Source organism: Catenulispora pinisilvae, from assembly GCF_015356865.1.
GTDB lineage: Bacteria > Actinomycetota > Actinomycetes > Streptomycetales > Catenulisporaceae > Catenulispora > Catenulispora pinisilvae.
Map to the genome: position 1 here is coordinate 51,677 of NZ_JAAFZA010000010.1, position 22,940 is coordinate 74,616.

18 protein-coding genes are annotated in these 22,940 nt (G+C 68.6%); 12 read left to right on the forward strand and 6 right to left on the reverse strand.

The annotated features are described in order from the left end of the window. Positions 1–42: 42 nt before the first annotated feature. Both IZR01_RS04955 and aepY read right to left on the reverse strand, forming a co-directional pair. Positions 43–1,188: an iron-containing alcohol dehydrogenase gene (locus IZR01_RS04955; protein WP_194923051.1), complete on the reverse strand. Its 1,146-nt coding sequence runs from the start codon at positions 1,186–1,188 to the stop codon at positions 43–45. Continuing rightward, positions 1,185–2,330, reverse strand: a complete 1,146-nt coding sequence (gene aepY, locus IZR01_RS04960) for a phosphonopyruvate decarboxylase (protein WP_323746916.1) — start codon at positions 2,328–2,330, stop codon at positions 1,185–1,187. The genes IZR01_RS04955 and aepY overlap by 4 nt, the downstream gene beginning before the upstream one ends. Before the next feature lie 737 nt (positions 2,331–3,067). Between aepY and IZR01_RS04965 the strand changes: the two genes are divergently transcribed. Then, the gene (locus tag IZR01_RS04965; protein WP_194923052.1) at positions 3,068–4,069 is read left to right on the forward strand and encodes an LLM class flavin-dependent oxidoreductase; all 1,002 of its coding nucleotides are present in this window, start codon (positions 3,068–3,070) and stop codon (positions 4,067–4,069) included. Positions 4,070–4,126: 57 nt separating this feature from the next. On the opposite strand, the gene IZR01_RS04970 is transcribed toward IZR01_RS04965, so the two are convergent. Then, positions 4,127–5,005 (reverse strand): TauD/TfdA family dioxygenase, encoded by an 879-nt coding sequence (locus IZR01_RS04970; RefSeq protein ID WP_194892130.1) that lies wholly within the window; start codon positions 5,003–5,005, stop codon positions 4,127–4,129. Positions 5,006–5,097: 92 nt separating this feature from the next. Continuing rightward, a complete protein-coding gene (locus IZR01_RS04975) occupies positions 5,098–5,949 on the reverse strand; it encodes a class I SAM-dependent methyltransferase (protein WP_194892129.1) in 852 nt (283 codons plus the stop codon). Between the two features lie 467 nt (positions 5,950–6,416). Here IZR01_RS04975 and IZR01_RS04980 point away from each other — a divergent pair, with 467 nt between their 5' ends. The 6 genes from IZR01_RS04980 (at position 6,417) to IZR01_RS05000 (ending at position 14,816) form a co-directional block, all read left to right on the forward strand. Then, a complete protein-coding gene (locus tag IZR01_RS04980) occupies positions 6,417–7,283 on the forward strand; it encodes an isocitrate lyase/phosphoenolpyruvate mutase family protein (protein WP_194892128.1) in 867 nt (288 codons plus the stop codon). Between the two features lie 99 nt (positions 7,284–7,382). Continuing rightward, the gene (locus tag IZR01_RS04985; protein ID WP_194892127.1) at positions 7,383–8,423 is read left to right on the forward strand and encodes an SGNH/GDSL hydrolase family protein; all 1,041 of its coding nucleotides are present in this window, start codon (positions 7,383–7,385) and stop codon (positions 8,421–8,423) included. 372 nt (positions 8,424–8,795) lie between these two features. Further along, a complete protein-coding gene (locus tag IZR01_RS52995; RefSeq protein ID WP_323746917.1) occupies positions 8,796–10,937 on the forward strand; it encodes an iron-containing redox enzyme family protein in 2,142 nt (713 codons plus the stop codon). Further along, complete coding sequence (locus tag IZR01_RS04995) at positions 10,930–12,768, forward strand: carbamoyltransferase family protein (protein WP_194892125.1); 1,839 nt, start codon at positions 10,930–10,932, stop codon at positions 12,766–12,768. Before IZR01_RS52995 ends, IZR01_RS04995 begins: the two co-directional genes overlap by 8 nt. A gap of 39 nt (positions 12,769–12,807) precedes the next feature. Next, positions 12,808–12,936: a hypothetical protein gene (locus tag IZR01_RS52120; RefSeq protein ID WP_267254762.1), complete on the forward strand. Its 129-nt coding sequence runs from the start codon at positions 12,808–12,810 to the stop codon at positions 12,934–12,936. Between the two features lie 41 nt (positions 12,937–12,977). Next, entirely contained in the window at positions 12,978–14,816 is a 1,839-nt protein-coding gene (locus IZR01_RS05000) for a condensation domain-containing protein (protein ID WP_194923054.1), read from the forward strand. Here IZR01_RS05000 and IZR01_RS05005 read toward each other — a convergent pair. Further along, a complete protein-coding gene (locus IZR01_RS05005; RefSeq protein WP_194892123.1) occupies positions 14,797–15,735 on the reverse strand; it encodes an LLM class F420-dependent oxidoreductase in 939 nt (312 codons plus the stop codon). The genes IZR01_RS05000 and IZR01_RS05005 overlap by 20 nt on opposite strands. Positions 15,736–15,963: 228 nt before the next feature. Here IZR01_RS05005 and IZR01_RS05010 point away from each other — a divergent pair, with 228 nt between their 5' ends. From IZR01_RS05010 to IZR01_RS05030, 5 genes are all read left to right on the forward strand, one after another. After that, entirely contained in the window at positions 15,964–16,659 is a 696-nt protein-coding gene (locus tag IZR01_RS05010; RefSeq protein WP_194892122.1) for a TauD/TfdA family dioxygenase, read from the forward strand. A gap of 38 nt (positions 16,660–16,697) precedes the next feature. Further along, on the forward strand, positions 16,698–17,879 hold the full coding sequence (locus tag IZR01_RS05015) for a glycosyltransferase family 4 protein (RefSeq protein ID WP_194923055.1): 1,182 nt from the start codon (positions 16,698–16,700) through the stop codon (positions 17,877–17,879). A gap of 4 nt (positions 17,880–17,883) precedes the next feature. Continuing rightward, a complete protein-coding gene (locus IZR01_RS05020; RefSeq protein WP_194923056.1) occupies positions 17,884–18,309 on the forward strand; it encodes a GNAT family N-acetyltransferase in 426 nt (141 codons plus the stop codon). 13 nt (positions 18,310–18,322) lie between these two features. Continuing rightward, the gene (locus tag IZR01_RS05025; protein ID WP_194892119.1) at positions 18,323–19,420 is read left to right on the forward strand and encodes an SIS domain-containing protein; all 1,098 of its coding nucleotides are present in this window, start codon (positions 18,323–18,325) and stop codon (positions 19,418–19,420) included. Between the two features lie 147 nt (positions 19,421–19,567). Continuing rightward, positions 19,568–21,082, forward strand: a complete 1,515-nt coding sequence (locus IZR01_RS05030) for a glycosyltransferase family 39 protein (protein WP_194923057.1) — start codon at positions 19,568–19,570, stop codon at positions 21,080–21,082. Between the two features lie 112 nt (positions 21,083–21,194). On the opposite strand, the gene IZR01_RS05035 is transcribed toward IZR01_RS05030, so the two are convergent. Next, positions 21,195–22,817 carry a purple acid phosphatase family protein gene (locus tag IZR01_RS05035; protein ID WP_194923058.1) on the reverse strand — a complete coding sequence of 541 codons (1,623 nt, stop codon included), beginning with the start codon at positions 22,815–22,817 and terminating at the stop codon, positions 21,195–21,197. Positions 22,818–22,940: the final 123 nt, after the last annotated feature.

Consider the following 22,940-nt stretch of genomic DNA (forward strand, 5'->3'; position numbering starts at 1 on the left):
GACGACCCCGGCTCTCCGTTCGACGCGGACAGCCGCCGTGTGTCAGACATCTGCGATCACCGTCGACCTGGTCCGTTTCGCGGCTGTGGCGGTACCGGCCAGGACGTCCTGTGTACGCACCAGGCGCGGGTTGTTCACCGCTCTGTTGCCGGACAGGTCGTCCTGCCAGTCACGGCGTGGAACGTGGAAGTCACCTAGGCCGTGCAGGTCGAGCAGGCGGTCGATCAGCGTCTCGAGCTGCGCGCCGGTGCTGTCCAGACAGATCTGCTGTAGGTCGCCGATGATGGTCCGCAACGCCTCGGGACCGTCAGGGTGGCGGACGTCCGCGTCGGTCGCCGCCGCGTTGTGCCCGATCAGCCATCGCAGGTGCAGGCCCACGGCCGCGCCGTGGGCGATGCCGTACCGCGCGGTCAGCGCGTAGGACAGCGCGTGCGCGGCGGTGGTGCGGGAGGTGTTGATCGCGGCGCCGGCCAGTGCGGCACCGCGGGCCAGTTCGGTGCGCAGGTGCGGATCGGCGAAGTCCCCGCGACTTGTCGCGGCGTCGAGGACCGGGGTGAGCGTCCGCAGCGCGCGGACGGCCGTGTCCCGGGATTCCGGGGTGGCGCGGACCGCCCACGCCGACTCGACCGCTTGCGCGAGGGCGTCCAGGGCGCTCGCGGCGGCGGTCCGGGTCGGCACCGTGGCGGCCAGGTCCGGATCGATGAGGACGTGGTCCGCCTGGGCGCTCGGGTGGTCGAGCGACAGCTTGCGGTGGCCGCTGTAGACCGTCGCGAAGCAGGTGAGTTCGCTGCCGGAGCCGGATATGGTCGGGACCTGTACCAGCATGACGGACCTGTTGTCCGGTATCGGGCGGGGGCCGAGCAGATACGCTGCCGGGTCCTCGGTGCCCGCGGCCAGTACCGCGACGCATTTGGCGACGTCCATCGCGCTGCCGCCGCCGATGCCGAGCACGGCGTCGGGGGAGTACTCCCGGGCCAGCGCTATCGCGTCGCAGACCTGGGCCACGGCCGGATTCGGGCGCACGCCGGCGAAGCAGCGGACCTCGGCGTCGATGCGGTCGACCACCGCCGCGGCGGCGCCGGCCCGGAAGGATCTGCGGCCGTGGACGACGAGCACCCGGCGGGCGGTGCCGAGTACGTCGGGCAGTTGGTCCAGCACGCCAGGGCCGATGCGTACGTGCGGGTTCATGACGCCCTCTCGTCGCCGGCCTCGGCGACAGGCGCTGTCGCAAGGCTCTTCCTGAAGCGGTCGCTCAGCTCCTGGACGCTCACCGAGTTCGACGCCCGTTCGCCGGTGGGCGCGCCGGACGCGCAGCGCACCACGATGGCGCACGGTCCGTCCTTCGCCAGGGCCGTACGCAGGGCCGAGCGCAGCCCGTCCGTGGAATCGACGCGCCACGCCTGGCGATAGCCGCACGCCAGCGCCATCCCGGCGAAGTCGGTCTGCTGCCCGCCGGTCCGCTGCCCGCCGGTCGAGTCGTAGACGCCGTTGTCGAAGACGACGTGCGTCAGATTGACCGGGGCCAGATCGCCGATCGTCGCCAGGGAGCCCGCGTGCATCAGCACGGCGCCGTCGCCGTCCAGGACGACGAACCGCCGCTGCGGGTTCGCCAGCGCGGCTCCCAGCGCCACGCTCGCGACGTGGCCCATCGAGCCCTGCATATAGAAGTTCCGGTCGCTGTCGCCCAGGTTGAACAGGCTGCGCGACAGGTAGCCGGTCGTGCTCAGCAGGTGCGCGTCGCCCGCCTCCTGGAGGACCGCCGACACCAGTTCGTCCCGGGTCGGCAGTCCGGCTGGGGGCGCCGCCGACTTCCCGGCTGGCCCGGCGTCCGCGATGGCGCCCTTCGCGACCAGGACGAACGCCGGCCGCCCGGCGTCCAGGACAGTCTGCGCCCGCCGTAGTAGCTCCTCCAGCGGCGGCCCGTCCGCAGTGAGCATCCAGTGCGCGATGCCCATCGAGTCCAGCCAGCCCGGCACCACCTGACCCATCCAGTGGTGCTGAGGCTCGCCCGCGCTCGCGGCCGGCCAGCCGCGCATGCTGACCATCACGGTCATCGGAATGCCGTACGGCAGGACCAGCGAAGTGAGCGGGTTGATCATGTTGCCGAAGCCGGAGTTCTGCGCCAGCACCACCGGCCGGTGTCCGCCCAACTGCGCGCCGGCGGCGATCGCGATGGCGCCTCCCTCGTTCGCCGCGGCGACGTACGGCGGCCCGGCCCCCTGGTCCAGCAGCCGTAGCGGTCCGGCGAAGTACGAGCAAGGCACGCCGGTGGCCAGCTGATAGCCGTGGGCTGTCAGCGTTTCCACCATGCCTTGTGCGCTGATCGTCACACTAGGGTCCTTCCAGCCGTTGTCGGCGTGTGGTGTGGAGGTGGGGTTCTGCTGCGCGCACAGGTTTAGCCCACCACCGGCGGAACATCGCCGAGGACGTTGATGCGGATATCACGGTTCCGGGCGTCCGGCTCGGGTCGCCGATCCCGGCGGATCGGCTATGAGAACGTGCGGCACAGCACGGAATCGAGCCGTTCCGAGGTGAATTGAAGACCTGCGCGAAAGAGCAGTCTTTAGAAAGCCAGTCTCGGCGTTTGCTGGAAGGCGCCGTCGGCATCAACAAACGAGTCGTTCTGACTTTTCCCCATCCCGGCACCATAAGCGACAGTTCACTGATACGCTACCCCCGAGTCATGTGGCATCTCATGATACGAGACTGATCGGGCTGGACCTGCGGTGACGCACCGTGATCCGACGCCGCACCTTCGAGCCCTGACAGTGAAGCAGTGTCCATGCCTGTCTATCAGGGCTCTACGACACAGCGCTTGCCGACCATGGCCCGCCGTGGCACAGTGATACGAACGCGATGCGTCTGATCATCACGGGGGAGGTAATCGCCGATAGGCGAGACGTACCTGTGAATCACTGCTCAAGGGAGTATCCAGCATGGCTTTCATGCGCCGGATTGTCCGCGTCTTCAGCCGCAAGAAGCGCGCCAAACGAAAGAATGACGCCTCGATCTATCCGATGTTCTGACCCGGTAGGCCGACTTCGCCCACCGAAGGCGGGCTGACGTCGTGCTCACCGTCTACACGACCGCTCCGTCCTCCGACGGGGTATCCGGGAGCGAGTTCCGTCGACTGGCCCTGGACGCGGCCCGGTGGACCGAGGCGGCCGGCTACCGCGGGCTGCTCGTCTACACGGACAACACGCTCGTCGATCCGTGGCAGGTCGCGCAGCTCATGATCGAGCACACCGAGTCGATCGTGCCGCTGGTCGCGGTGCAGCCGCTGTTCCGCCATCCGTTCGACGTGGCGCGGGCGGTCAGCTCGCTCGGCTTCCAGTACGGCCGGCAAGTCGACCTCAACCTGGTCACCGGTGGTTTCGCCCGTCATATGCACGAGTTGGGCGACACGCTCGGCCACGACGAGCGCTACCTGCGGCTCGTCGAGTACAGCCGGATCGTCGGGCGGCTGCTGGCCGGCGGCCCCGCGCTCACTCAGCGGGGCGAATTCTACGATCTGTCGACCGCGCGGCTGACGATTCCACTGCCCGGCGATCTGACCCCGCGTACCTACCTGTCGGGCTCGTCAGAAGCCTGCATCGAGGCGGCGCGGGTGTTGGACGCGGTCCGCCTGTTCTACCCGCAGTTCATCGGCGACTATGCCCAGGCGCCCGACGTCCTGCGCGGCAACGGCATCAGGCTCGGCATCATCGCCCGCGAGAGCACCGAGCAGGCCTGGCAGGTCGCCCGCGGCCGCTTTCCCGACGACCAGCTGGGCGAACAACTGCACGACCTGGCCGCAGGCGCGGTGGAGTCGCGCTGGCACCGCAAGCTCTCCGCCGAGGCCCTCCGCTCCTCCGAGCCGCGTGAGGGCTACTGGCTCTACCCGTTCCGCGCGTACAAGACCTTCTGCCCCTACCTGGTCGGCAGTTACCAGGAGGTGGCGCAGATGTTCGGCCGCTACTTGCAGCTCGGAATCAGCGCTCTGATTCTCGATGTGCCGCACGACGAGGACGACCTGCACCACGCCGGGCTCGCGCTCCGTCTTGCCGAGCGCGCACCGCTGGTGTCCTGACCTGAAGCCGCGCCGGCGCCGGCGTTGTCCCACCGGCGCCGCGTCGGGCGGACGTCCTCACTCGCCCTTCGATGCCCTGATCCAGCAGCGGAGCATCAACCGGCCGCCTTGCTCGTCCTGCTCGTCGGGGAACTCATGCCGCCCGTGGACGAACCGGTGGTTGTCGTTGATCGCGATCTGCCCCGGCGCCAGCCTGCCCTCGATGTGCAGCGCCTCGTCGGCGAGCACTTCATCGAGGACGTCCATGGCCTCGATCTCGTCCGCGGCCAGCGGGCGGACCCCGGCGATCCGGTGGCCGGACTCCACGTAGTCCCGCAAGTAGACGAGCCGGTCTTCGCCCTCGTGCCGCTCGACGATCCGGCGGACCGCCGTCGCCGTGGGGTCGTCCTCGCGCCGCTGGTCGAAGTGGAAGTCGCGGCTGAGGGCGGCGGGCAGCCCGGGCATCCGGTGCGTGGCGGCCTCCAGCGCGGAGGTCGAGTCCACGAAGACCAGCTCGCCGCCGCGCGGCGCTGGCCGCACGCACAGCAGCGCCAATACATCGGGGAGCGGACCGGGGACGGGAACGCCGTCGCTGTGGTAGCTGCCGCCCGAGCGGCTGTCGGAGTACCGGACGGTCCTCTCCTGGAGGCTGCCACGGCGGTAGCGGACCTCCCTGACGACCTGTCCGCTGTCCTTCGCTCCCTGCGGCTGGAGCTTGCCCAGGGCGCCGCAGATCGCGACGAAGACCCATGACCAGTCCGGCGAAGGCAGCGCGTCCAGCCCGGAGAGCACCACCAGACCGTCAGTGCGCAGTCGCTCGGCCACCTGGGCGTCGGCAAGCATCCGCTGTACCTGGTCCCCGCACGTCTCGGCGGTCAACGCGGCGACGCCGCGCAGAGCGTCGGCGTCAAGAATCGTCTCGAATTTGGCGAAGTCCGTCGCCGAACCGTGGCTCATGCTTTCCCCTTTTGCCGGTCGATCGAGGTTCCCTGGAAATGTGGAGGAATCTCAGTGCCGCCCCCATGGCAACCCTGGCTTGTTCGGCTTTCTCAATCAGAATCTCTCCGTACCGCCACAACGGCGACGGTGGTGTACGGCATGCTGAAACTGCCTCCCATCCCGTCGATGACGGTGCCCACCGCGTCCAAGGCCTTCGCCAGTTTGTCGGGCGGAAGCTTCGCGACGGCACCGAAGGTGGGCAGCAGATCCAGCCACTCCTCGCGCGAGTACCGCTGCTCCCACTCGAAGCGCCACTGGTCGGGTTCGTCGAACCCGCCCGCCCGGCGGATCCCGTCGGCGATGCCGTCGAACAGCGGCTGGTACAGCTCCGTGGACGGCTTTCGCCGGCCGTCGCCGTCGAGCGTGGAGTGCGGCGCCACCTGTCGGTAGGCTGCCGCCGAACGCGTTGTCCAGGCCGGAAGGCCCTCCCCGATGGCGTCGGCCAACTCCGGCGGTGTGTGCATCGCGTGGTGGAACGGTGCGAGCAGACCCCCCGGTCTGAGCGCCTGAGCGGCTTTCGCCACACCGGCGACCGGGTCTATCCAGTGCCAGGCCGTCCCGGCGACGACCGCGTCGAACGCCCGGTCCGCGGGCTCCCACGCCTCGAAGGCCGAGACTTCGACGGGCACACCGGTGCCGCGGGCGAACCGCGCCAATCCCGCGTCGGGGTCCACGCCCAGGACGGCACATCCGTGGGCCTGGAACTGGCGGGCTTCGATGCCGGTGCCGCACCCGACATTCAAGACTTCGCGGCCCCGCATCGCGGTGACGATGCGCGTGATCAGAGCGTCGGGGTATACGGGTTTGGAAGAGTCATAAAGGGCCGCGTCGCCTTCGAAGTGTTTGAAGTCCGGACGCAGACTCTGCGCCCCTGGCGGAGATGGTGTCTCACCCGTGGCCATGGTCGAATGATTATCGCGCATAGCGTCCTTGTCAACGTAAGCCGCGTCAAAGTCTTTGCATAGTTCCGCATATTCCGTTCGGGGCTCCGGGTTTCAGCCGGTCATGGCCTGGGCAAGTCAGGGTTCGTCTACACCGCGGCTGTCGTCGAGCCGTTCGGCGCGCGCCGGCCGCGGCGGTGGTGGCGCACCGACAGGCCCAGGACCCTGGGCGTTGGCGAACCTGGGTGAACAGCCAGCGTATATCAGGGGTCTGGAAGTGGTCTTGACGATGTCCTGCGGTGCTGAGAGTATCTGTGTCCGTACACGTTTGCGGAATTCGTCCGTACGTATAGCCCTCGCCGGCGGGGGCCGACCCGAGCAGGAGTCGGCCGGCTCACCCTCCTGTTCGCAGGGCACGATGACCGGCGCGATGTCATCCGAGCCGACTACGGGGAGAGCACAAGACCGTGGGCAACACACTTCGTCACATGCTGAGCGGACCGGGCCACCTCCGGATCATGGGAGCGCACGACGGGCTGACCGCGAAGCTCGCCGAGAACGCCGGATTCGAGGCCATATGGGCCGGCGGCCTCGGGATCTCCTCTTCCTACCTGGTCCCCGATGCCGGCCTGTTGACGATGACCGAGTTCGTCAACGCCGCCGCGCAGATGCGCGCCGCGTGCACGCTGCCGATCATCGCCGACGTGGACGCCGGATTCGGCGACGTCAACGTCGTACGCCGGATGGTGCGGCTCTACGAGGCGGCGGGGATCGACGCGATCTGCATCGAGGACAAGCAGTATCCCAAGCGCAACAGCTTCCGCGGCGGCCAGCACTTGGAGGAGCCGCGGGCGTTCGCCCAGAAGATCGCGACCGCGAAGGCGGCCCAGCTCGACACCGATTTCGTCGTCGTCGCGCGGCTGGAGTCACTCATCGCCGGGGCCGGTATGGACGACGCGCTCTCGCGGGCCGAGCTCTACCATGACGCCGGCGCGGACGCGGTGCTCATCCACAGCCGGCTCTCCGACGCCGGCGAGATCCGGGAGTTCTGCCGGCGCTGGCAGGCCACGGGCCGGAATGTGCCCGTACTGTGCGTACCCACCACCTACGCGGGCACCACCGCGACGGAGCTGGGCGACATGGGGATCCGCGGCATCATCTACGCGAACCACGCGATCCGGGTCTCCGTCAAGGCGGTCACCGAGGTGCTGGCGTCCATCGCCAAGCACGACTCGACGGCCCCGATCGAGTACTCGCTGGCCTCCTTGAGCGAGCTGTTCGGCCTGATCGGCATGAACGACGTGCTGAATGACGTGCCCTGGGAAGGGGCGTCCGACTCGGTCGAAGCGCGCTGAGTCCTCGCCGAGGTCCTCATCTTCATGAGGATTTCGGCGCCCTCGCCATGCCCCGCGCTTCCGTCCCCACGATTCGAACAGCCGGCGAAACGGGAATCCGTGAAACTCAAGCGATACGAGCTGACCCCGCAGATGCGGGACTACGACGACATGAAGGACCCTGGCCAGCGTCATTACCTGCCCTATCTCATGTTCTTCCACCGCACCGACTTCGCGACCCAGGCGGTCAACACCGACCGGTCCGGCTTCCGGATCAGCACCGGACCCGGCGGGGCCAAGGCCTCGGCCGCCGGTCCGCTCCCGCCGGGGCCGGTCCGCATCCTCGCGGGCGGCTCCACCGCCCTCGGTGTGGGCGCTAGCAGCGACTCGCACACGCTGTCCTCATTGTTGTGGAGCAAGTACGCGCCCTCGCGGCCGTGGCTGAATTTCGGCAGCTACTGCTTCACCCCGACGCAAGAGGTGCTGCTGCTCACGCTGTACCGCCACCTGCTCGGCGACATCGACGAGATCGTCATCTTCTCCGGGATCAACGCCGTGGTGGTGGCCAGGCTGCCCGAGTGGCAGCAGGGCGACCACGGTGCGTTCTTCTTCTGCGGCGACTACTTCACCAAGATGGAGGAGCTGCGGGAACAGAGCCGCGGAGGGTCCAGGCTCTTCGGCCGCCGATCGGGGTCGGACGGCGGCAGACCCACCGTCTCCACACTCGACGATGTGCGCCGCGACATGCCCACGGTGATCGACAGCGCTGCTGAGATGACGATCCGCCAGCTCGACCTTTGGCGCCGCATGGCCGGGCCGAATACGCGGATCTCCTATGTCCTGCAGCCGATGTCGCGATGGATGGGTAAGCGTCCCGCGCCGCAGGAGAAGACGCTGTTCGAGGAGAACGACCGGATGGCCGAGTTGGGCCCCTGGGACGACGTCTACGGGGACATCGCCACGCAGGAGTTCGCGGAGGCGTACGCCAAGGCGCTCCGCGTCGGCTGCGAGCAGCAGGGTGTGCGCTTCTTCGACCTGAACCCGGTCGTGGCCGCGGCGATCACCGATCAGGATTGGCTGTTCGTCGACCGCGTCCATTACAACGATGCCGGTCACGACCTCGTCGCCAGGATCACGGCGGAGGCGCTCGATCTCGCCTAGTGACCCGGTTCGGAGATTCGTCGCCACAGCCAAACCGCCGGTCGAGAAGCAGAGGTGATGCGAATCGGTTCCAGCGCCGCGCTGGGCTGGCCGCCGGATCCTGGTTGGCTCCAAGGCCTGACCGGTGCGTCCAGCGTGGATGATGGGGCCACTGGGTTCTATTAAGTTCAGCGCGCGGCGAATCTCCGGACCGGGTCACTAGACCTTCATCCCGAATGAACGCACATTCTTAAGCTCCGCGAAGTGCGTGTGCTTGGTCCAAGACGGGGAGTTGCGATGCCCACGAATGCGATGTCTGCCGGCGCGCGAGCGTCCGCCGCGCCCACGCCGGGCGGTGGTGGCGGTTCCGCTTTCCGGAGGATTTACGCCCGCGTGGCCGACCCGGAGGCCTCCGTTCCCGCCGGCGAGTTGGTCGACGTGGTCCGTGCTGAGGTGTCGCGGTCGGCGGTCGGTGGTGAACAGCAGCTGGATACGTTGGTCCGTCAGGCCGCGCACTGGTCCACTACTTCGGCGGAGCACTTTGCGGCCTTGGGGAAGGACGCCGACGGCGAGGGCCGCCGGCTCCTGGCCCGGAGGGCAGCCCTGGGGTGGGCTCCGCTCGGACTCGCATCCGGGGCCTGGCTGCAATGGCTGACCAGCCCGGGATCCGGGGACGATCCGCTGTTCCTGCGGATCCTCGCGCTCTACGCGTCCGACATCGGCGTCGGCCACCCGGGTGCCGCCAGGGGGAGCGCCTACCTCGGCTTGCTGCGGCAGCTGCGGCTTTCGGAGAACGCCGTCCCCCTGGCTCGCCTGAACACCGATCCGCGCGTCAGTGACGAGGCGTTCCGTCTTCCGGCCTTGCTCTTGTTGATGAGCCGGCGCCCCGGCGATTTCTGCGCCGAACTCATCGGTGCGGACCTCTGCCTGCGTGCGGTGGCGTTTCCGCCGCCGCTCGTCCTTGTCAGACCTGAGGCACAGGCCGACTGGGAGGCGATCGACTACTCGGGGACCCGAGGCGACGGCCTTTCGCCGACCGCGCAGTGTGCTGACATCGCCGAGGCTCTCATCCAGGCCGGACCGGCGTCGCAGGAACGGGTGTACGCGGGCTTCGCCTGGGCGCTGAGCGCTCTGCGCGGCCAGGTCGAGGCGTTGCACGACGAGCTGTCTGTCTCGCTCGACCCGACCTACGACATGGCGCAGCTGATGATGCTCCGTGCCAGGGAGGGCTCTGTGTATCACGGACAGGTGATGCTCGAAGAGCGGCCGGTGGCGGCGTGGCTGAAGGACTGCCTGCGTGATCCGTACCCCTTCCTCGAAGTCCTGGCACGCAGCAGGCTGATAAAGCCGGGACGATCGGGCATCAGTCCTCTGATCAATGGTCTGGTCAGCGAACGCGGCCCGATGTTCAGGGTCTTCTCTCCGGACGACCTCGGCGTCATCAGCCGGTGGGTCGACTCTCTTCCGGCCGGAACCGGCCCGGGACGGGCCGCTCGCGACGAGGAGTCGACCGGTCCACGGCCCGTCCCGGGCCGGGAGGCCGAACCGGACCGGCTGGCACGGCTTCCGTTCCTGCTGACTTCCGCGCCGGTGGCCGGAACCGGTCCGAGGGACCTGCGTGAGGCCTATCACGTGCTGATGGTGCGTACCGCCGGCGCAGACCTGCGCGATTGGAGCCTGCGTTATGTCACGGGATGGCTGGGCCGGACGCGGCATCGTATGGGCCCTGAGTCCGTGTCGCTGCCGCAGCGGTGGAAACCCGAGGGCTTGCGTCCCTGGCTCCAGGCGCAGCACGACGGACACGCCGAGCAGTTCGTTTTAAGTGCGGAAACCGAGCTGCCGTCGCGGGAGGCCGTGGTGGACGACGCCGTGCAGACGGCTCCGCTCACGTTGATCGACGGAAGCTGGCTTCAGGGCTTCACCGACTACGAGCTCGCGTCTTCGGGCATCGGCCACTCGCTGTTCGAGACCTACTGGGACGAGCTCGGCAACGGGGAGCCCAAGCTCAACCATCCCCTGATCTACCGTGAGGTCCTGAAGGGGATGGACGTCGACCTTCCGCCCACGGCGTCGCGGGAGTTCGCCAGGTGGCCCGGTTTCCGCGACACGTCCTTCGAGCTGCCCGTCTATTGGCTGTGCATCGGGCGGTTTCCGCGGACGTTCCTGCCCGAGGTGCTCGGCCTCAATCTGGCCATGGAACTGTCCGGCGTGGGCGGAACCTACCGCAGGGCGGCGATGGCGCTGCGCACGTACGGCTTCAACACCCGCTTCGTGGACATCCACAACACCATCGACAACGTTGCCACCGGGCATTCGGCGTGGGCGACCGACGCCGTCGACACGCTGATGTCGAGCCTGCCGGATTCCTCCGGGCCGGACGGGCGCTCCGAGGTCTGGGACCGGGTGCGCTCCGGGTACCGGTCGCTCAATCCGCCCCGTGGATTCCTGGCCCGCGGGGCCGGCCACCGGGCGGAGCGCCGGTGGCGGCATACGAAGGCGGTCACATCGGCAGGGGAGGAGTGCTTCGGTGTCTGAGCTGGTTCTCGGGATCTCGGCCTACTACCACGACAGTGCGGCGGCGATCGTGCGCGACGGAGTACCGGTCGCGGCGGCGCAGGAGGAGCGTTTCAGCAGGAAGCGGCACGACTCGTCGTTCCCCGCGCAGGCTGTCGGCTACTGCCTCGACGAACTGGGCGCTTCGCTCCAAGACGTCTCCGCGGTCGCCTACTACGAGGACCCCCGACTGAAGTTCCGCAGAGTGCTCGCCACGCTGGTGGGCGCCGCACCCACCAGCGTCACCTCCTTCCGCGATACGGTGCCTCGCTGGCTGGGCAAGGGCGGCAAGCTCCGTACGCTCGAGGTCGTCCGGGGGGAACTGGAGTCCCTGGACCGGGGAGCGGTGCCGGGCATCGTGGCCCGGCGGCATCACGAGTCCCACGCGGCCTCGGCCTTCTTCCCCAGCCCTTATCAATCCGCCGCCGTGCTGTGTGTGGACGGCGTGGGAGAGTGGGCCACGACGACCTTGTGGCACGGCCGGGGCACCGAGCTCACGGCGCTGGGCGAGATCCGCTTCCCGCACTCGCTCGGTCTGCTGTACTCCGCCTTCACCTATTTCTGTGGCTTCAAGGTCGACTCCGGTGAATACAAGCTCATGGGTCTGGCCCCATACGGCGTGCCCCGGTATGCGGACCTCATCAGGGAACGGCTGATCGACATCAAGCCGGACGGTTCGTTCCACCTGGACATGCGCTACTTCGAATACCTGCGCGGGCACGTGATGACCGGTCGGGCGTTCGAGAAGCTCTTCGACGGACCGCGTCGCGAGGCGGAGGGACCGCTGACCCAGCGCGAATTCGACCTGGCGGCGTCCGTTCAGCAGGTCACCGAAGAGGTCATGCTGCGCCTTGCCCGCACCGCGCGGGAGCGCACCGGGGAATCCACGCTCTGCCTGGCTGGAGGCGTGGCGCTGAACTGTGTCGCCAACGGGAAGATCGTCGAGGGCGGGATCTTCGACGAACTGTGGATCCAGCCCGCCGCCGGCGATGCCGGGGGCGCGTTGGGGGCCGCTCTGGCCGTGGCGATGGAGCACGGAGCCGGACGCGACCACGTCGGCACCGGGCAGGACGCCATGTCCGGCGCGCTGCTCGGTCCCGCCTTCAGCGACGCCCAGATCGCCGAGTACCTGCGAGGCCGCGGGATCGCGCACCACCGCCTCGATCCGGCAGACCTGGTCGGCGACGTCGCGGCCGCACTGGCCGACGGGAAGATCGTCGGCTGGTTCCAGAACCGCATGGAGTTCGGCCCGCGCGCCCTCGGCGCCCGTTCCATCCTGGGCGATCCGCGCGATCCCGCGATGCAGTCGGCGATCAATCTCAAGACCAAGTTCCGTGAATCGTTCCGCCCGTTCGCGCCGGCGGTGCTGGCCGAGGACGCCAAGGACTACTTCGACCTCTCCCAGGAGAGTCCGTACATGCTCCTGGTGGCGCAGGTGGCCGCGGCCCGGCAACTGCCGGTGACCGACAGCGGTGCCACCGGCATCGACCTGCTCCACGTGCAGCGCTCCACCATTCCCGCCGTGACGCACGTCGACTGTTCGGCGCGGGTGCAGACGGTGTCCGCGGTCGGCAATCCCGGGTACCACGAACTGCTGTCCGCCTTCAAAGCCCGTACCGGCTGCCCGGTACTGGTCAACACGTCGTTCAACGTCCGCGGCGAGCCGATCGTGAACTCGCCGCACGACGCCTACACCTGCTTCATGCGGACCAACATCGACATGCTCGCCATGGGGAACTTCCTCCTGCACAAGAGCGAGCAGCCCGCGTGGAGCGAGGAGGGTGACTGGCGTACGGAGATCCCCCTGGACTGAGTGTCCTGCCGGCTCACGAACCGCGAGGCTGTGAAAACGATGGGCAAAATCCTGCTTTCCGTCGGCTACTTCCTGGTCGCCACCCCTGTCGGCTGGGCGAGCCGGCTCATCCACGACCCGCTGTCGCGGCGGCGCGACCGGCGAGCGCAGACCTACTGGTCCGCGTGAGCGTCTGTCCGACCGACTGAGAAGAACGAGGTGCGAGAACGTTGACCAGGCTCGATTCCGAACCTGACGAGTACCGCGAGATCCGCGAGATCCGCGGGATCACCGGGGACTCAGGGCCCGACGACGTCCGGGTCGTCCTGTCCGAGGCCTGGCACGAGCTACTGGACATCGACGGCGTGAGTCCGGACAGCAACTTCTACTCCGAAGGCGGCACATCGGTGACCTCGATGCTGCTGCTGGCCAAGATGCTCGACAAGGGCTTCCAGGCGCGCTTGTCCGAGCTGATCGCCTGTAGGACGTTCGGAGAGCAACTCGCACTGTTCACATCGGCCCGTGCCGAGCAAGGCGAGGCGACTCAGGACAGTGTCCTGACTGCCAAGCAGGAACTACAGCTGGCGCGGATCAAGAAGCAGATCAAGGCGCGGGGCAGCGCCGACGCCAAGCCGGTCCCGCTCGTCCTGGAGATCAGCGGCGACGTCGACCACGACCTGCTCAGCCAGTCCCTGGTCGATCTGGTGCGTCGGCACGACGTGCTGACCACCGGCTTCATCGACAGCCACGGAGAGATCGCCCCGACCCGGACTGACTTCGCGGACACCTGGAAGCCGGAACGAATGGACCTCACCGCGTTCTCGCGCCAGGAGGCCTTGGCGCGGATCTGGGCTCACATCGGCGAGGTCGCGCAGGCGGGGCTGGCCTACGACACCACGCCGGTCATCCTGGGTGCCGTGGCGGCCGTCCGGTCGGACCTCACCTTCGCGGTCCTCGTGATCGACCACCTGGTGAGCGATGCGGAGTCCCTCGGAGTGCTGTACGAGGATCTGACTCAGATCTACTCCGCGAAGGTCGAGGGACGTCCGTCCGACCTCGCCGAGCAGCTGACGTCGGTGCACGCCGCCCCGGTCGAGAAGGAACGGTACGGTGCCGCCGGCTGGCCGACCCTGGCTGCGAAGTGGCGGGAGTACTTCGCGCAGTACCCCGAGCCGCCGGCGTTCGACCTGCTCGGGCCGGTGGGCTGCCGCGACTACGGGCAGAGCGTCCCGAGCGCCACCACCCTGACGAACTTCGTCGTTCCGGCTCAGACTGTGGCGAAACTCAAGGCGACCTACCGCCGGCTCGGGTTGTCGCCGTTGTCCGTCATGCTCGGCGCCATGTACCTCGCCGCTCACATCGTGAGCGGCATGCGGGACATCTGCATCATCAATCCGCGCTCCCGGCGCAACGGTGCCGGCGAGATGCGCGTCGTCAACGACTTCGCCGAGCCGACCGTCATCAGGGTGCGACCGTCGGGGGCGTCATGCCCGTGCCACCTGACCCTGGCCGAGGTCGCCGCCCTGGCGGCGGACAGCCAGGCGAGGGCGAGCGAATTGGAGATGCCCCGCAAGGCGGTCATGGCGTTCTCCCAGGGCGGCGGCGCCCCGTCCAGCCCGTCCAGGGTGATGATCGGCTCCACCCTGCGCGCGGCCCGGGAAGACCAGAGCGGATCGATGGACGTCGCCGAGGCAAGAACCGACGTGAACGCCGTGCCGTGGTTGTGGTGCAACTACACGAAAACGGGTGTGTCCTCGCGGCCCATGGGCGAGGCGACGGCGACCTTCGTCGAGCAGGAGCTGGGCGGCGATCCCAACGTGTCCAACCTCATGGTCTTCATCGCTGACGACGACAACGAGCTCGTCGTGAACATGGTCGTGCCGCACAAGCTGTATCCGCGAAGCGTTGTCTCCGAATTCGGGGAGACGCTGATGCTCGCCCTGGGCAGGTTCGCCGAGGATCCCGACCGTCCCATGGCGGCATCCGGCCCGGCACCGTGTACGGCGCGGGCCGAGCACAGACAGCTCCCTGACATGGTGGGCGCGCCCGCTATGACATCCCGCTCGTGAGCGGCAGCAACTCCGCGAGGAGTTCCAGGTGATCGACGTCGCTCAGGTCGAGCACTTGCAGATAGATCGTGTCGGCACCGATCCCGGCGAACTCGGCGATCCGCTCGGCGATCTCGGCGGGCGTTCCGGCCAGTCCCCGGCGGCGCAGGTCCTCCGGCCGGTGTCCGATCGCCGCTGCCCGCCTGGCCAGTTCGGCGTCGTCCCGCCCGCAGCACACGATCTGCGCCGCCGAGTACACCATCGAGGCCGGCTCGCGACCGGCGGCGGCGCAGGCCTTCTGGACCCGGCCGAACGCCGCCGCCGTCTCCTGGACGTCGCAGAACGGCACGTTGAACTCGTCGGCGAAACGAGCCGCCAGCCGTGGCGTGCGCTTGGTGCCGAAGCCGCCGACCAGCAGCGGCGGCCGGGGCCGCTGCGCCGGCTTGGGCAGCGCGGGCGAGTCGGTCACGGTGTAGTGCTTGCCGGCGAAGGAATACCGCTCGCCTTCGGGCGTCTCCCACAGACCGGTGATGACCTCCAGCTGCTCCTCATAGCGCTCGAACCGTTCGCGCAGCTCGGGAAACGGGATGCCGTAGGCGGCGTGCTCCCCGTCGAACCATCCGGCGCCGAAGCCGAATTCGATGCGGCCGCCGCTCATCTGGTCGACCTGGGCCACGCTGACCGCCAGCGGGCCCGGGAAGCGGAACGTGGCGGGGCTCACCAGGGTCCCGAGCCGGATGCGCTCGGTCTCGCGGGCCAGGCCGGCCAGCGTGATCCAGGCGTCGGTCGGGCCGGGCAGCTCTCTGACCGGTCCGCTGCTCAGGTAGTGGTCCGACCGGAAGAACCCGTCGAAGCCCAGGGCTTCGGTCGCCCTGGCGAGGGTCAGCAAAGTCGAGTAGTCCGCACCCCGATGCGGTTCAGTGAAGATTCGAAGTCGCATACCCGCTCCCTTGTGCTTGGTGGTGACGTTCTGTCTCGGCGCTGTTCCATGGCGAACACGGCCGTTCCATCCCTGACGTTCCCCGGCGTGCCTCGGTCTAAAGCAGAATGCTTCAATCCCTTGTGCCATGCCGAACTTCGTGGTTTGATACAGATTATCGCTTATGATCTAGAAGGCCTGAGAGGTCAGGGCGATGAACTTACATTTCATGTATCGGGGGGTTCGCATATGTCGAAGTCTTCAGCGACTCAACTTCCGCACTTCATCGGTGATATTCCGGACGTCGGCCTGGAGGATCGGATCAATGATTCCGCCGGTCTGCTGACCTTCGCCTGTCCCGACGAGGAAGCCCTCCTGCGGGCCGCGCGCGGTGTCGGCGAGGTGATGATCCACCCGCACGGCGACGCCCGGGGCGTCACGCCGATCCGGCTGACCGAGGGCCGGGTGGACGTCGGGCTCACCACCGGGGATCTGCTGGCCCACACGGACCGTCCGGCGACGAAGGTACCGCCCCGCTATCTGCTGCTGTGGTGCAAGCAGGCCTCCGACCAGGGCGGCGAGACGGTTCTCTACCGCGGTCGCGACGTCGTGCGGTACCTGGCCGAACACGACCCGGCCGCCCTGGCGGCGGTGACCTCCTCGCAGGCGGCGATCTTCCGGACCGGGACCGACGAGTACGTCGGCCCGATCATCCACCTTGAAGACGGCGAGGTCGTGGGCCTGCGGCTGCGGTTCGACCATCTCGTCCACTTCTCCTGGGACGTCACCCGCACCATGCCCGCGTTCCAGGCCGCCCTGAAATCCGTCGAGCGGCGGTTCGCGCTCCAGGCCGGACAGGGCTACCTGCTCGACAACCGGATCTGGTTCCACAGCCGGACCGCGTACACCGGCGACCGGGAGATGTCCCGAGTCATGGTCGCCTGATCGACCCCCATCCGGCCGGCCGCGATTGAAGAGGACCCATGCGCATCCTTTTTGCCACCCACACTCCGCTCGACGCATCAGGAAGCGGTATCTATCTCCGAAAGGTCGCCGAACATCTGCTGTCGGAAGGACATGAGGCACTGGTCTTGTGTCTTGCCGGAAGCGCCGTCGACACGTTTGCGTTCCGTCAGGAGACGATCGGAACCCCGGGGCGGCCCTCGCGGTGGAATCTCCCCTTCGATTTCCCCAATTTCAGCGGCCACCGTGACAGCCATCTCCTTTACGACGACGTCGACGAAGCCGGTATAGCGACATACCTCGACGTGTGGACCTCCGCGCTGACGGACCTCGCGCAGGAGTTCAAACCGGATGTGTTGGTCGTGAACCACGCGTTCCTCATCGCCTGTGCCGCGGCGAGCATCCCGACGCTTCCCTACGTCGTGGTCTCACACGGCAGCGAGTTCCTCCGGCCGCGCAAGAACGCCGCGTTCGACACGTATCGGCGCCACGGCATGCAGGCGGCGCGCGAAGTGGTGGCCGTCGCGCCGGCCATCGCGGCGCTGATGGCCGAAGCGGGCGACATCGATCTGGAACGGATCCACATCGTCTCCCCCGGCTACGACCCGGACGTGTTCCAGCCCGCCCCGGTCGATCGGGCGGCGGTTCTGGAACCGTTCGGCCTGTCGGCGGCCAGGCCGTGCGTCGCTTACGTCGGACGGATCGTCGCGTACAAGCGCGTGCCGGACATGTTGGCCGGGCTGGCCGCGATTCCCGCCGAGCGGCGCCCGCAAGCGCTGGTGATCGGGGACGGCCCGGCCCTGTCGGACGCGATGGACGCGGCGAAGCGTCTCGGTATGCAGGAGGCGGTTTTCGGGGGGCACATCGCCGACCGGCACCGGCTGGCGGAGGTCTTCAACGCCATCGACCTGCTGGTGCTGCCCAGCGAGTTCGATCCCTATCCCATGACCGCGATCGAGGCCCTGGCCTGCGGCACGCCGGTGCTGACCAGCGATCAGTGCGGGGTCACGGACATCGTCGCCGACGTGGCGGGCGCCGTGTACCCCGGCGGCGACACGCAGGCCATCGGCGAGCGGGTCCAGGAGGCGTTGCGGGACGACTGGAAGGCCTCCCGCGGACCGGAGGGGCCGGCCCGCGTCGCGGCCAAGGCCTGGCCGGCCATCGCCGACCAGTTGCTGGACATCCTCAAGCAGGCTGCCTAGGACTATGCAGGACGTCGCTGTCCGCATCGCGGAGCCCGCACACCTTGATGCCGTACTCGAATTGTGGGAGGCAGCCGGTCATAGCAAGAGCGTGACCGACAACGTCGAGAGCCTGGCCGGCGTACTCGCCCACCCCTACGCGACCGTGCTCGTCGCCCTCGACGCCGGCCTGGTGGTGGGGTCCGCGCTTCCTGCCTGGGACGGGTGGCGCGGCACCGTGCACCGCGTGGTGCTGCACCCTCAGTGGCAAGAGCAGGAAGACATCGGGTTGACGCTGATCGCGGCCGCCGTGGACTGGCTGAGCCGATTCGGCACGGTGCGGGTCGGCGCCCCGGTCGCCGACACCGCCGAGGCGCGACGGATCTGGGATCGAGCGGGCTTCCGGCACGATCCGCAGACCTGTCGGTTCACGCACGACATCGGCTCGTAGGGCAGGGGAGAACATGATCGGTCAGTCCGAGACCAACGAGAAGGCGCCCGGCGAAGCGCACATGGCGGACCCGCTGGCCCGCCCCGCGGTCGAGCGTGCGGACGCCCGGCTCATGATCAACGATGTCGTCGCGCAACCGAGGCACATCCGTGAAGCTCTGACACTCCTGAACGGCGTGGACCTTCCGCGCGGCGACTTCCCGGGCGGGCTGGTGATCTGCGGTGTCGGCGGCTCCGGGGTCGCCGGGGACATCACCGCCGCCATCGTGGGGCCCCGGGCGCGCCGGCCGATTCAGACCGTGCGCGGCTATCTTCCGGATCCCTGGGTGGGCCCGGGGACGTTCGTCTTCTGCCCGAGCTACTCCGGGAACACGGATATCACGCTGGAATACTTCGCGGCCGCTCACGCGGCCGGGGCCACCGTGGTTCCGCTGACCAGCGGCGGCCGTCTGGTCGAGATGGCCGCTCAGCGGGGCCTGCCGCTGGTGCGGGTCCCGGCCGGCTTTCAGCCGCGAGCGCTGACGTCGTACGCGATCGTCACAGCGCTCTGTTGCGCCGCCGCCGCCGACGTGGGGCCGGACCTGCGAGCGGAAGTCGCCGAAGCCGCGGACTTCCTCGACGGCCTGGTACAGGCCTGGGGTCCGGAGTCCCCCGCGGACTCGTTGGCCAAGTCACTCGCGCACGCCTTCCACGACAAAGGCGTGATGATCTACGGAAGCGGACCCACGACGGCGGCCGCACACCGGTGGAAGACCCAGCTCAACGAGACCGGCAAGCGACTGGCCTTCGCCTCCGAACTGCTGGAGGCCGACCACCACGAACTGTGCGTGTGGGGACACCTAGACGAACCGGGGTCATGGTCGGCGTTGTTCTTGGAGGACCGAGCGGACCAGCACCCCGCGGCCGTGCGCCGCATGGAGCTCACCGCTGAACTGATCGCCGGCGCCGGAGGCTCGACGCACTGGGTCTCCGCCCAGGGCGAAACGCGGACCCAGAGAATGCTCTCCCTAGTGTTGCTGGCCGATTTCGTCAGCGTTTACACCGCTGCCCTGTCCGGGGTCGACCCGTCGGAGATCGAGCTGATCGCCGAGCTGAACAGGCTGGTCGGCTGAACCGTTCCGGCTATGCGGGGGCGGCGAGTTCTCGGCCGGCGCCCGGTTGCGCCGGCGCAGAGCGTTAAGAGTGTGCATTCGCGGAACGTGAATTTTCCTAAGGAACCTTTCACGGCGGCTTAAAGGCCGAGATCCACGATGCACGGGATGCGAGTGCATGAAAACGGTCTTCCGGTCGGCGGCGGTCTCGGCCCGCGGCGGCTCGATGCCACAGTTTCCCCGGTGGTCGCCGGGGTGGTGCCGCGACGGCGGACGTTCACCCGTTCGTTCGCCGGGCGGATCAGCGGTCGGTTCGCCGTGCTCGGCGTGCCGTTGCGGGGGGTGCTGCCGGTTGTGCTCGGGCTGCTGGCGCTCGCCTGTTCGCTGGTGGTGCTGGTGGTCGTCCGGGCACCGCAGCTCTCGATCGTCGACGAGCCCGCGCACGCCGACTACGCGTACCAGGTCTCGCACGGGCGGCTTCCGGCCAAGGGCGCGGTCGTCGACGCCGAGATCCGCTACGAGTGGTACTGCCACGATCTTGGTGCCGCGGTGGCGTCGGCGGACTGCGCCGCGGGGTTCACCGACGGCTTCCAGGCGGACGCGCAGGACTATACGTTCGGCGATCCGCCGCTCTATTACTTGGTCACCGGCTATCTGGGCCGGGCGCTGGGTCCCCTCGTGCCGGGTGGGCACGACTTCATCACCGCGGGCCGGGTCGTTGGCGCGCTGTGGTTGTTCGCCGGGATGCTCATGCTGTACGGGGCGCTGCGTGCGTTCCGCTTGGAGCGGCGCTATGCCTGCCTGGGCGCGGTGTTGCTGCCGTTGTGCCCGGGGGTGCTGGCCGCCGCGAGCTCGCTCAGCAGTGACGCGCCGTGCGCGTTGTGCGGGGCGGCGGCGCTGTACGTACTGGCGCGGGTGGTGGTGGAACGTCGGACCGGCTGGGTGTTGCCGTTCGTCGTCACAGCGCTGGCCACTGGAACGAAGATCCTGAACGGCGTGCCGATGCTGGTGGTCGGCGCGGTCGTCCTGGTGCTCGCGGTGGCGGCCTGGCGGCGCGGCGACCGGGGCGCCGCGGTGCGGACCGGTCGGATCGCGCTCGCGGTCGGCGTCGCGTTCTGCGGTGTCTACGGCGGCTGGACCTTGTTCCAGAGCGGACGCGGCCAGGCGGGCTGGGTGAACCCGAACCTGGCCGACGGTCAGCCGCTCACCGGATCCGTGGCCGGCGACCTGCTCAGCAACCTGTTCGGCACGTTCCAGCATCTGACGACGAACTACTGGCTCGCCGATCCGGTCAACGGCGAGACGGTGGTGATCTGGGCGACCCTGCTGTGCGTCGTGCTCGGTGCCGCGCCGTTCGTGTTGATGGCCACCAGCCGTACCCGGTCCTGGAGCTGGCAATTGGCGGTCGGCACCGCGGCCGGTATCTCGGTGATCGCGCTCGTCGTCCAGACTCAGGTGTTCGCGACCAGCGGGCGGTACTTCGCGGTTGTCGCCGGGCGGTATGCGCTGAGCTTCCTGCCGTGGGCGATCGCCTGCCTGGCGGTTGTGGCCAGTCGCAAAGGATTGTCACGCAGCGGGGTGGCGTTCACCGGGTTGGGTCTGACGGTGATGCTGCTCGCGACGACCGGGTGGTTCGCGCTCGGGCCCGCGCTGAGCAGCCGGACGGCGTTCTTGATCGGGTGAGCCGCTGGACCGGCTCCACGACCCCTGCTGGGTGACCGAGTTGCTGACTGAGGCCCGGGCGGCGGCGTGGAGTCCGGGCCGCCGCCCGGGCCGGGCCGGGTCGGCTATCGGCTCAGCGCTCGATCGTGAGCTTGTCGACCTCGGCGCCGTACTCGTTCACCGCGCGCAGCACCAGCTGCGCGGGACGGCCGTACCGGCCGGGCTTGACGTCCACGGCCAGCAGCGCGTAGCCCGTGTAACGCACCCGCGACCAGTCGACCGTCTCCGGGGTCTGACCGCCGGCGGAGTCGCGCACCCAGGACGCGAACGGCGCGACGTTGTCGACGTCGTTCTCGTAGCTGTCGGCGACCGGGAACTGGTAGAGGCTGTTGCCGGAGCTGCCGGCCACCACGTAGGTGGTGCCGTAGGCCTTGGACCGGACTGTCGAGCCGGTCGGGGCGGCCGTGGTCACCGCGCCGCCGCGCAGCGGGTCGGTCCGCTCGTAGACGTGGTTGTGGCCGTTGATGACCAGGTCGACGTCGAACTGGTCGAACAGCGGGGTCCACGCGGCGCGCACCCCGCCGTCGGAGGCGTGGGCGTCGGCGGTGCAGTACGCGCACTCGTGGAAGTACACGACGATGAAGTCGATGGCGCGGTTCGCGCGGTGGGCGGCGAGCTGCTTGTTCAGCCAGGCGGTCTGCTTGCCCTGGCTGTAGCCGAAGTTGGCCTTGTACTCGAAGGTCACGTCGTTGGCGTCCAGCGCGATGAACGCGACGTTGCCGTAGGTGAAGGAGTAGTAGGCCTGGCCCTCGGTCGGCTGGGCGAAGCGGTCGAAGATACCGCCGTAGCCGTCGGGGGAGTACCAGGGCTCCATCTCGTGGTTGCCGACCACCGGCTGCCACGGGATCGAGGCGGCGAACAGCTCGTTCTGGACCAGGAAGGAGTCCCAGACCCGCGGGTCGTAGCTGTTGGTGATCTGGCCGCTGCCGCCGTCGTTGGCGTAGGACAGGTCGCCGGCGTGCAGGTGGAACGCCGGGTTCTGGGACCGGACCGTGGTGGCCAGGGCGACCGCGTCGTAGGACACGCCCTGGTCGCCGAACGCGGTGAAGGTGTAGTCCGGCTGTCCGCAGGGCGCGGTGGTGAAGGGGCGGGCCGGCTCGATGTGGGGGCCCGCGGCCGGGTCGTACCCGTCGTGCCCGACGGCGTAGTAGTAGGTCTGGCCGGGCAGCAGATGGCTGATGCGGGCCTGTATGTAGTACTGCTCGACGGCGGCCGGGTGGACCAGCGGCACCGAGTCCACCGCGCTGATGTCGGTGAACGGGGTGCTGAGCACCGAGAGGTGGGCCTTGATCTTCTCGCCGAAGTCCAGCGGCGAGTGGCCGATCCGGACGTACGGGTTGGTGACCGCGGCGGGGACCTGCCAGACCACCGAGATCTGGGTGGTCGGGTCGGCGCCGTAGGAGATGTGGCGGCCGAACGGGACGACCGAGCGGCCCGCCGGGCGGGCGGCCGCGGCGAGCAGGGGCGCGGCGGTCGGTCGGGTCGGCACGGTCGGGGTGCTCGCCGCGCGCGCGTTGTTCGCGACTGCGGCGTCGGCCCGGCCGGAGAGCACGCCGGAGCCGGCGGCCAGCACACCGGCGCCGACCAGCCCGCCGCGCAGCAGCGAACGGCGGCCGGCGGTGAGCTGCTGGAACCATTCGTGTTGTTCGGCCATCGACAGGTTCGCGGCCTGCTCAGGCGTCATCTTGGGGGTCATGGCTGGATGGTAGTCACGGGGCGTAGTCGGGAAATGTTCGCCGGATGAACGCTGGGCGGCCAACCCGGTCACCGGTTCTCGAGGGGCTATCGAGTTGTATCTAGATGGATCTAGATATATCTT